Raw genomic sequence first — 11,221 nt, 5'->3', positions numbered from 1 at the left:
TCAGTCACGCGAAAATGCTTCCTTTTCAGGTCTTTCCAAATGCTCGATCACTTCGGCAGCGGTGGCGCCACCGAGGATGGTGGCCAGCGGCACGGCACGGCCGGTGGCCTTCTTGAGCTTCTTACGTAGGTCGATCGCCAGCAGCGAGTCGACACCGAGATCCAGCAGCGACGCGCCGAGATCCAGTCCGGTGGTGTCGTCGAGCTTCAACACCGCACCGAGCGCGATCCGCATCGCGCCTGTGGCGTCGGCCGCCTCGGCGGCGTCGTCGAGCGGAGCCTCGGCAGTCACGACAACCGGTTCGGGTTGGGCCGCCGCACCGAGGAAGGTCCGCAGTCGTTCCGCGTCGGCGGTGAACACCAGTGGATCGGCCGGGTAATCCCGCAGCCCGGCCTCCACTGCACGGTCGGGCGCCATGGCTCGCAGGCCCGACCGCTCGACCCGGCTGATCTCACCGGAATCGATGATGCCGTCTCCCGGCCACAGTCCCCATCGCACCGAGGTGCAGCGCCGACCGTGTTCGCGCAGCTGCGCACCGAGGGCGTCGAGCAGCCGGTTGGCCGCAGAGTAGGCGGCATGGCCGTACCCGCCCCACAGGCCGGACACCGAGGAGCACAACACGATCCGGGCATCCGGTTGCATCGGCCAGGCCGCGGCCAGGTTGGCCAGCCCGCTCACTTTGGCCGCAAAGGTATCCCGCACCGTTGCACCGGTCAGCTCGTCGCCGGCGGCGATCGTGGCGGACGCGGCCGCGTGGATCACCAGTGATGCCGGGCCGACCGCCAGTTCTGCGACCGTCGCGGCGATCTGCGCCGGGTCGGTCAGATCGCAACGAGGAGCGACGATCTCGGTGCCGGGGGCGGAAAGCGCGGCTAGTTGCGTGTCATCGAGGCCGCTGCGGCTGAGCAGCACGATGCGCCGGGCCCCCTGCCCGGCCAGGTGACGGGCATAGTGCAGGCCCACCGCGCCGGCTCCACCGGTGATGACCACCTCGTCGAACACCCCCGATTCGGCGGTCCAGGTCCGGGCGTCGGAGGTGTCATCGCGCATCCCACGGTGCCAGACCTCGATTGCGGAACCGTTGCCCCGCAGGGCGATGTCCTCGGCATCGGTCAGCATTGCGGTGATCGCTGTCACCGCGGCGGCGGGGTCGATCGCCGATTCGGCCAGATCCAGGTGGCGGAAAGTCGGGTCCGGATGTTCGTAGCTCAGGCTACGGTGCATCGCCGCCAATGCGGCGGCCTCGGGCCGTGGGCGCTGCGATCCGTCGCCGGTGGATTCACCACCGACGGTGACCAGCCATACATCGCGGGTCTCCGGCGTGATCGCCCCGACATAACCCAGTAGCCCGTCGTCGACGCGGCGGCTCAGGGATTCTGCCGCCGCCACCGCATCGTCGTGCTCAGATACCGGCGCGACCACGACCAGCAGGTCGGCGTCGGCGGGGGCGACAACGGTGGTTGCGTCCATCTCCTCGGCTGCACGTTGCAGCGTGGCGGCGGGCCCCTGTCCGGCGGCCAGATCGAGCACCGCGATCCGGCGCTGTCCGGCAGGCGTGGCGGGGAGGCCGTGGTTCTGCCAATGCTCGACGCCGACCGTCAAGCCTGCGACCGGCGGTAGCGGTTGTGTTGTGGCCCAGAGGTGTTCGGCGCGCATCGGCGCGAACGGGAAGTCGCGCAGCGACTCGGCGGCATGGTTCGGGAGATCGCTCCAGCGGTAGCCGGCATCGGCCATCGCGACGGAGACGATGTTGGCGCTGAGCCGGTCGGTGACCGGTTCGTCGCGCCGGCCCGATCCCACCATCACCACCGGCCCGCCGGTGAGTTCGGCCGCGTCGTCGAGCAGATCGCCCATGGCGAACAACAGCGCCGGATGTGCGGAGAGTTCGACGAAGATCCGGGCGCCGCGCCGCGCGGCCATCTCGATGGCGCGGTCGAAGCGCACCGTGCTGCGCAGGTTGGTGTACCAGTAGTCGGTGAATCCGGTTCCGGCCGCCACCACGTCGGCGGTGGCCGAGCCGATGAACTGCACCGGTGACTCAGTGAATCCTGCAGAGGGAAGCAGTGATTCGAGCTCGCCCCGCGACCCGTCCAGCGCAGTGGTGTGCGCCGGGAACCACATCTCGATCTCTTTGGCGAATGCTCCGCGCCCGGCCACTGTCGCCACCGCTGCGGCCACCGCGCCGGTCTCCCCCGACACCGCCACCGATGAGCGGGAGTTCACCACCGACAGTTCCAGCCAACCCGGGGTTTCGGCGATCACCTTCGAGGCTTCCTCGGGTGTGATTCCGAGGACCGCGACGCGGTAGGGCCCGGTCAAGCGGTCCAACACGGTCGCGCGGGCGATCACCACGGCCACTGCGTCGGGCAGGGTGATGGTGCCGGCCACGTAGGCAGCGCCGATCTCGCCGAGACTGTGACCGACGGTGATATCGGGCAGCACACCGCAGGACCGCCACACCCGGGCCAACGCCACACCGTGGACGAACTGAGCGCCCTGGATCTGCACCTGGGAGAAATCATTGGTGACCGCAGCCGAATCCGGCTCGGCCAGAAGATAATCCAGCGGTGACGCGGCGCCGGCAGCCTGGAACTGCGCGGCACATCTGTCGACCTCGGCCCGATAAACAGGAAGCCGCTCGTAGGCCTGCACGCCCATCGACGGCCACTGACTGCCCTGGCCGGGGAACACGAAGGCGATGCGGGCGCCCGAACCCGATCCCGGTGACCCCGCTTGCGCGCGGGTGACCAGCGGGTGGTCCGCGCCATCGGCCAACGCACGCAGACCCGCGGTGAGTTCATCGCGGTCGACGGCCCGGACCACAGCGCGGTGGCGGCGCAGGCGCCGGGTGGACCGCAGGGTGGCGGCGACGTCGTCCGCACTCACCTCGGCACGGGTGTCGAGATAGCGCAGGATGGCCGCGGCGTCGGTTCCGATCAGTTCCTCGGCGTGTGCACTGAGCAGGACAGCTGTGCGCCCGTCGGGAAGAGAGTGGCCTTCGGTCATGCTGCGGCCCCTGGGACCTCGGGAACCGCGACGATCGCATGCGCGTTGGTGCCGCTCATGCCGAAGGCCGAGACCGCGCCTATGCGCTGACCGTTGACCGCGGGCCATTGGGTGAGCTTGGTCGCCAGCCGCAGACCTTGGCTGTCCCAGTCGATCTCGCGGCTGACCTCATCGGCGTGCAGGGTGGCCGGGATGGCCGCACGCTCGGCCGCCAGGATCACCTTCGCCAGACCGAGCCCGCCTGCCGCCGCCTGGGAGTGCCCGACGTTGGATTTCACCGAGCCCAACAACGCGCCGGATCCGGGCTCCGTGGCGCCGTAAGTCTGTGCCAACGAACGTAATTCGGTCCGGTCGCCGAGTCGGGTTCCGGTGCCGTGGCCCTCGATCATGCCGACGTCCTCCGGACGCACGGCGGCCTGCTCGATCGCCTTGGCGAACAACCGCTGCTGTGCGGCGCCGCTGGGCGCGGTCAGACCGGTGGTCCGACCGTCCTGGTTCACCGCGGTGGCGCGCACCTCGGCCAGGATTCGCCGACTGTCGCGTACGGCCGCCGATTTGCGTTGCAGGACGAACATCGCCGCCCCTTCCGCCCAGACCGTGCCACTGGCGTGTGCGCTGTACGGCCGGCAGTGTCCGTCGTCGGACAATGCGTGCTGCTTGGAGAACTCCACGAAGTACCCGGGGGTACCCATCACGCAGACCCCGCCGGTCAGCGCCATGTCGCAGTCGCCGGCGCGGACCGCGGCCACGGCGGTGTGGAACGCCGCCAACGCCGACGAGCACGAGGTGTCGATGGTGAGTGCCGGACCGCACAGATCCAGCGTGTAGGCGATCCGGCCGGAGATGACACCCAGCGAGGTACCGGTGATCAGATGTCCGCTGTGATGGGAGAACTCCGACAGCGCCGGCCCGTACTCCAGACCCGATGCACCGACGTAGCAACCCACGTCGTGCCCGGCGAGATCATCGGGGTTGATGCCGCTGTTCTCCAGCGCACGCCACGCGATCCGCAGCCCGATGCGTTGCTGCGGATCCATCGCCACCGCCTCACGCGGCGAGATCCCGAAGAAGGCGGGGTCGAATGTCGCTGCGCTGGAGAGGAATCCGCCCAGGTCATGGATACGCTTGAACCCGTCACGGCGCGAGCCGTCGAACAGTTCGCGAACTGACCAACCGCGGTCGGCGGGAAATCGGCCGAGGGCTTCGCGCTGCTCTGTCAGCAGCGACCAGTAGTCGTCAGCAGTTTCGATCCCGCCCGGCGCCTCGAGGGCCATCCCCACGATCACCACCGGATCACTGCTGTCAGGCCCCGGAAGCTGGCGGCTAGAGCTCATTCACCAGCTCCGCCACGTCCTCGAGTTGGGTGTTGAGGTAGAAATGCCCGCCGTCGAACATCGAGCAGGTGTAGGCACCGGTGGTGTGGGTTTCCCAGCGCCGCAACATGTCTTCACCGATGCGGTGGTCGCTCTCTCCGCCCAGTGCGTAGATGTCCGCGGCGATAGTCACGTCGGCGTCGCACGCATAGCGGTTGAAGGCGCTGTAGTCGGCCCGCACCGCCATCAGCAGTAGTTCGACGAAGTCGTCGTCAGCGAGCAGCGCCTCGTCGGTACCGCCGAGATCGACCATCTCAGCGATGATCTCGGATTCGGCCATCGGCAGCGCGGGCGCGGCGGCCACGGCCGACGGCGCCTCGCTGGCCGACACCCACAGGGCGTCGATCGCCACGCCGTTGCGTTCGGCGATCCGGGCGAATTCGAAGGCCACCACGGCGCCCATGCAGTGTCCGAACAACCGGAGCGACCCGATTCCGGCCCAGTCGCCGGCATCGAAGAGATCCTTGGCGAGATCTTCTACCGTGGGCGCCGCCGGATGCGACAGGCGGTCGCCGCGCTGCGGGTATTGCATGACATAGGCATCGGAGCCGGCCGCAGCCAGTGCCGTTCCGAATCCCCGGTAGGCCACGGCCGCTCCCCCGGCATGCGGGAAAACCAGTGTGGCTGTTGAACTTTGGGACCCTGGATAACGCTTGACCCAGGGCTTGACGGTGATCTGGGTATCCGGCCCGCTCACGACGGCACAGCGGTGTCGAGAGCGGCCACCGCATCCCGATGCCGCACAGCGAGGGCGAAGCCGTTCATCCCCCGCTCGGGGTTGCGGCGCGCTGCATCGTCGGCAACGACGATGCCTGCGCCTGCGGTCAGTGCCACCAGCATCATCAGGATCGGAGCCGCGGCGCCGGCAGCCGAGAACACACCGATGCGGTCATCGCCGTGAACACCGAGCCGGGCGGTGAGCTCCACCACGGCGTCGTGAGCAGCAGCGTGGGTCACGACCGCATACCCCGACTCGTCGACCGAGCCCAGGAACGCGGGGTCACCGGGCGCGGAACGCACCGGGGTGACACCGCTCGCGCGGGCCCCGATCCGCAGCGCCTCGGCGACGGTGAGCGCCGGCAGCCAGTTGGGCGGTCCGTCCCCGGTGAACAGAGCCATCCGCACGCCCGTGTGCTCCAGCACCGGCTCGGCCGGGTCAGCAGTGTCGATCGGGACACAGACGCCGCCGGCCGCCAGGATTCCCAGTGAGGCGATCACCGTGTCCAGGCCGGTGGACCCCACGACCGCGACCCGGTCGCCGACGCGTACGCCGGCCACCGCGAGCGCTCCGGACACCGAAAGCGCCTGCTCACGCAGCTGCCCGTAGGTCCAGCGGGTGGTCGGGCCGACCACCGCGATGTCGTCGGGGGCACCCTGCGCATGCGTGAAGAACCCCTGGTGCAGCGGTTCTGTCGCCACTGCGTGCATGGTCTGCGTAGTCGTGCGACTCACCGCGTCCACAACGACCTCCTGACGATAAGCAAAGCCTGCCCTAACTGAAGTAACTCTAACCTTAGTTGCCGAACGCGAGTTCTGGGGACGTGCGTGCCAACTCGGACGCCACATCGGCGCTGTCCATGCCCGTGACCTCGAGATACAGCTCGGACACCAGCTGCAGCCGGTCCGAGCCGGATTCCCGGCTCACCAGCACGGCGGCCATCTTCGCCACGGTTCGGGCGGCGAAGACGTCGGCGACCATCACCGTCGAGGTATCCAGCCAGTCCCTGATCCGCGCCACCAGCTGCGTACCCAGCACCGAGTCCCCGCCGAGGGCGAAGAAATCGTCGTCGACACCGACCCCGGACTGCCCGAGAACCTCGCCGACGATCGCGCAGAGGGCCGTTTCCAGCGGACCCGACGGCGCCCGGTAGCCCCGGCTCTCCGGAGCGCCGAGTGCGGCGAGCATCCGAACCGCTGCGGCGCGGTCGGTCTTGCCGCGGGCATAGGGAATCTCATCGGCGACCAGCAGCACCTGCGGGATCATGTGCGCGGGCACCAGCTCGGCCATCGCTGTGGAGATGGCCTGAGCGGCCGCTTCCGCATCGCCACCCGGCTGGTCCGCCCGCACCACCGCGCCCAGCAGGTCGTGACCGCCCTCGACCGGGACCAGCACCGCCACCGCCGCGTCCACCCCCGGAACGCGGCACAGTGCGCCCTCGACCTCGCCCAGTTCGATCCGGAATCCGCTGACCTTGATCCGGTGGTCGGCCCGGCCGACGAACTCCAGCGTGCCGTCGGGCCAGGACCGCACCAGGTCCCCGGTGCGGTACCAGCGGCGCCCGTCGTGCTCGACGAAACGTTCGGCGGTGAGGTCGGGCCGACCGCGGTAGCCACGGGCGATACCGCGCCCGCCGACCCACAGTTCGCCGGGGACCCAGTCAGGGCAGTCCTCACCCCGCGCGTCGACCACACGGCAGCAGTTGTTCGTCAGCGGCACACCGAACGGCACCGAGGTCCAGTGCGACGGCAGGGCGTCGTCGTCGAATCCGACTTCGAAGATCGTGTTGTGCGTCGCGGTCTCGGTGGCCCCGCCGAGTCCGGCGAAGCGCACCCGCGGCGCCGCGGCGCGCAGCGCCCGCACCAGGTCCGGACGCACCCAGTCGCCGCCGGTGGGCACCACCCGCAATGAGGACAAGGATGCCCCGTCAGTGTTCGTTTCACGGGCGGCTACCAGCATCTCGAGCCAACCTGTCAGGAAGTGCAGCACCGTCACCCGGTGTTCGTCGATCAGCCTGACCCAGACGTCTGGATCACGGCGCTGTTCCTCGTCGACGACCACCAGCGAGCCACCCGAACGCAGCGTCCCGTAGACGTCGATCACCGACAGGTCGCACTCCAGGTGCGACAGCGCCAGGCACCGGTCGGCCGGGCCGATGTCGAAGTGGTGGTTGATGAACTCGATGGTGTTCATCGCCGCGTCGTGAGTGATCTCGACACCCTTGGGCTCACCGGTCGAGCCCGACGTGAACAACACGTACGCCAAGTCGTCCGGATTCGTCGCCACCGGCTCGAAATGCGCTGGGTCACCGATGATCTCGGCGTCAGTCACCGACAGGTGCGGCAAGTCCGGATGGTCGGGCCCTGAGCCGCAGACCAGGGCGAAGTCCACCCCACCGGTGCGCAGGATGCGCGCGGCCCGATCGGCGGGCTGATCGACCCCGATCGGCAGGTACGCGGCGCCGACCATCGAGATGGCCAGCAGCGCGACGACCTGTTCGACGCTCTTGGGCCCCAGCACCGCGACCACCTCACCGTGGCACACCCCGCGCGACTGCAGCGCAGCCGCCACCGCCAGCACCCTGTCGTGCAGTTCGCCGTAACTGAGGTTCCCGGCGCTGCAGAACACCGCGGGCGCGTTGGGGGTCGCCGCAGCGTTGGCCAGAAACCCCGAGTGCAGCACATCGCCACTGGGAGTCGACGTCGACGCGTTCAGCTCAGCCCGCACCCGGCGTTGAGACTCGGAGGCCGCGGGCGGATCGGCCGCATCCCAGGCGGCATCATCGGCGGCCAGGCGGCGCAGTTCGGCCAGGTGGTAGGCGAACATGGCCTCGGCAACGCCAGGCCGGAAGGCCTCGGTCCGGACGTCCCAGTTGATCATCAGGCCTTCGGCGAGCGGGGTCGCCTGAGCATCGATGAGCACCTGGGGTCCCTGCGAGATGGTCCACACCGGTACCCCGAAGTGGTCGGTGACGTCACCGGCGAAAAGGTCGCCCAGGCCGAGCGCGCTCGTGTAGACGATGGTGGCCAGGGTCTGGCTGCCGCGGTGGCGGCTCACGTCACGCAGCACATCGAGCCCGGACACCGAGGAATGTGCGGCGGTGGCGTGCAGCGTCTCCTGCACCACCCTGGCCCGGGCCGCCGCGGTATCTGCCCCGGTCAGGTCGATGTCGAGCAACAGCGAGGACGTGAAGTCACCGACCAGCTTGTCCACGTCGGGGTGATACGGCTCCCTGCCGAACATCGGCAGGTTGAGCAGGAACCTGGACTGCGTCGACCAGCGTGCCAGCGCGTTGGCGTACGACGCCCCGACCGCCATCGCGGGGGTGATGCCGCGCCGCTGCGCCGCCGCGAACAGTGCGTCGCGGGTCGGCACGTCGAGGGTTTCCCAGAGCCGGATGCTGCGGTGCGGGTTGCGCTGATCGGACAGCGGAACCAGTGGCAGCGCAGGCGGATCCGGCAGATCGGGTACCCGATCGGCCCACCACTGCCGGTCCTGCTCCGACGGCGGCGGAACCGTGGCGGTCAGGCGTGCGCGGTATTCGCGGTAGGTATAGCCCAACTCCGGCAGGTCGGCGCCGCGATAGAACGCGGCCAGATCAGCCATGAAGTTGCGATAGCTCACCGCATCGGCGGCCTGCATGTCCATGTCCACGTGCAGCCGGGTACGCCCACCTGGCAGCAGCGACAGACTCAGCTGGAGCACCTCGTCGTGCAGCATCTGGTGGGACTTGGATTCCCTGATGAGCTCCAATTGTGCTTGTGCTGCAGCCTCATCCAGATCCTGCAGTTCGTAGACGGTGACCGGCAGCGGGCGATCACCGATCCGCTGGGTACCGTCGGGCAGGATCTCGACCCGCAGCATCGGATGCCGCGCGGCCAGTTTCTCCGCGGCGACCCGAAGTCGCAGCGGATCGACTCCGGCTCCGTCGAACTCGACGTACAGATGCGCGCCGACACCACCCAGTTGCTGGTCCTGGTTGCGGCCCACCCAGAAGGCGTGCTGGATCGGGGCGAGTGGGAAGGTGTCGCCCTCGGCATCGGCGATGTCCGGGGCAGGCGCTTCGGCGGGCGTGTCAGAAGTGTGCTCGGCGACCAGTTCGATCCAGGCGGCGACGGTGGGATTGGCTGCCAGGGCCGCGAATCCGACGTTGATGCCCTGCTTACGCCAGCGACCGGACAACGACATCATCCGGATCGAATCGAGCCCGGAGGCAATCAGGTCGGCGTCGGGATCGACGGCGTCGGGGCTGACCCCCAGGAGTTCGGCGACCTCGTCGCGGACCGTCTGGGAACTCGTCGCCACCACGCTCACCATCCTCCGAACAATTAGTAAAGGCTGCCCTAACTTAGTGGAGGTTACCCTATATTCGATCTGCCGACACACTCACCCGACGGGAGCCAGAACACCTATGACCACCGGTTTTGACCGTGAACAGGACGAACTGGCAAACGGATTCACGCGATTCCCCGTGGACCGTGCCGAGGTGTACCGCCAGGCCGGCTACTGGCAGGGCAAAGCACTGGACAGCATCCTGCGCGAGGCCGCGCAGCACTGGCCAGACAAGCCGGCCGTGGTCGACGCCTCTGGCACCTACACCTTTGCCGAACTGGACGCTCTCGCCGACCGTGTCGGTGCCGCGCTCGCGGCCCAGGGCATCAAAGCGGGCGACCGCATCCTGGTGCAGCTGCCGAACTCTCGCGAATTCGCGGTCGCCGCTTTCGGTTTGCTTCGCGCCGGGACGGTCCCGGTGCTGTGTCTGCCCGGCCACCGGTCGGCCGAGCTGGGTCACTTCGCCGACGTCAGCGGCGCCGTCGGACTCGTGATTCCCGACGTCATCGCGGGATTCGACTACCGCGAGCTGGCCACCCAACTCGTTTCCGAACACCCCCGGCTGCACCACGTCCTCGTCGACGGGGACCCTGGCTCCTTCCAATCCTGGTCCGCACTCAAGGATTTCGACGCCCCAGGACCACCGAGCATCACCGTCGACACCAGTGGCCCTGCGGTCCTGCTGGTATCCGGCGGAACTACCGGGCTGCCGAAGCTCATCCCCCGCACCCATGACGACTATCTCTACAACGCCGCGGCCTGCGCCCACGCCTGCGAAATGGTCCATGACGACGTCTATCTGGCGGTCTTGCCCGCCGGCCACAACTTCCCGTTCGCCTGCCCTGGCCTGCTCGGCTCGATGACGGTCGGCGCGACGACGGTCTACACCGACGACCCCAGCCCCGAATCGGCCTTCGCCCTGATCAACGCCCACGGCGTCACGGTGACCGGCCTCGTCAACGCCCTGGCCAAGCTGTGGACCCAGGCCTGCGACTGGGAACCGGTACTACCCACCTCGTTGCGCGTGGTCCAGGTGGGTGGCTCGCGGATGTCCCCGGAGGAAGCCCGTTTCATCCACGAAGGCCTGAGCCCGGGACTGCAGCAGATCTTCGGAATGGCCGAAGGCATGCTGAATTTCACCCGCCCCGGCGATCCGGCGGACGTGGTGGAGAACACCCAGGGCCGGCCGATGTCGCCGCACGACGAGATGCGGGTGGTCGACGAGGACGGCCATGAGGTTCCCCCCGGTCAGGAGGGCGAACTTCTGGTTCGCGGACCGTACACACTCAACGGCTACTACCGGGCCGAGGAAGCCAATGCCCGGTCCTTCAGCCCCGACGGTTTCTTTCGAACCGGCGATCGCGTCCGGATCTTCACCGATGGCCCTCGGGCGGGCTACGTCGAGGTGACCGGCCGGATCAAGGATGTCATCCACCGTGGCGGCGAGACGGTGTCGGCCACTGATCTCGAGGATCACCTGCTGACCCACCCCGCGGTGTATGCGGCGGCGGCAGTGGCATTGCCCGATGACTACCTGGGCGAGAAAATCTGTGCCGCTGTGGTTTTCAAGGGCGCACCGATCAACCTGGTTGAGCTGAACGAGTTCCTCGACCAGCGTGGCGCGTCCGCCCATGCCCGGCCCGATGTACTGGTCCCCATGCCGACCCTGCCCACCACCGCCGTAGGCAAGGTCGACAAGAAGAAACTCATCGCCGCGATCACCGAGTGAGGCCTGGCCACACTCGGCACACTTCATCTTAATGTTTTCATAATTTTCCCTTACTTTTCTTAG

At 68.3% G+C, this 11,221-nt stretch carries 6 protein-coding genes; 1 reads left to right on the top strand and 5 read right to left on the bottom strand.

Features of this window, described 5'->3' with window-relative positions:
* From mbtD to A5779_RS00375, 5 genes are all read right to left on the bottom strand, one after another.
* On the bottom strand, positions 1-3,006 hold the full coding sequence (gene mbtD / locus A5779_RS00395; RefSeq protein WP_064877872.1) for a mycobactin polyketide synthase MbtD: 3,006 nt from the start codon (positions 3,004-3,006) through the stop codon (positions 1-3).
* Positions 3,003-4,340 carry a beta-ketoacyl [acyl carrier protein] synthase domain-containing protein gene (locus A5779_RS00390; protein WP_064877870.1) on the bottom strand — a complete coding sequence of 446 codons (1,338 nt, stop codon included), beginning with the start codon at positions 4,338-4,340 and terminating at the stop codon, positions 3,003-3,005. The genes mbtD and A5779_RS00390 overlap by 4 nt, the downstream gene beginning before the upstream one ends.
* On the bottom strand, positions 4,330-5,076 hold the full coding sequence (locus A5779_RS00385; RefSeq protein WP_064877868.1) for a thioesterase II family protein: 747 nt from the start codon (positions 5,074-5,076) through the stop codon (positions 4,330-4,332). Before A5779_RS00385 ends, A5779_RS00390 begins: the two co-directional genes overlap by 11 nt.
* Positions 5,073-5,798 (bottom strand): AMP-binding protein, encoded by a 726-nt coding sequence (locus A5779_RS00380; RefSeq protein ID WP_165609721.1) that lies wholly within the window; start codon positions 5,796-5,798, stop codon positions 5,073-5,075. Before A5779_RS00380 ends, A5779_RS00385 begins: the two co-directional genes overlap by 4 nt.
* 94 nt (positions 5,799-5,892) lie before the next feature.
* Positions 5,893-9,414 (bottom strand): non-ribosomal peptide synthetase, encoded by a 3,522-nt coding sequence (locus A5779_RS00375; RefSeq protein WP_064877864.1) that lies wholly within the window; start codon positions 9,412-9,414, stop codon positions 5,893-5,895.
* Between the two features lie 94 nt (positions 9,415-9,508).
* Here A5779_RS00375 and A5779_RS00370 point away from each other — a divergent pair, with 94 nt between their 5' ends.
* Positions 9,509-11,158, top strand: coding sequence for a (2,3-dihydroxybenzoyl)adenylate synthase (locus A5779_RS00370; RefSeq protein WP_064877862.1), 1,650 nt, complete (start codon positions 9,509-9,511; stop codon positions 11,156-11,158).
* Positions 11,159-11,221 lie beyond the last annotated feature (63 nt).

It is taken from the genome of Mycolicibacterium peregrinum (assembly GCF_001665625.1).
In the GTDB taxonomy this organism is placed as follows: domain Bacteria; phylum Actinomycetota; class Actinomycetes; order Mycobacteriales; family Mycobacteriaceae; genus Mycobacterium; species Mycobacterium peregrinum_B.
The sequence above is the reverse complement of the archived record's forward strand: the minus strand, read 5'-3'. Positions and strand labels throughout refer to the sequence as shown.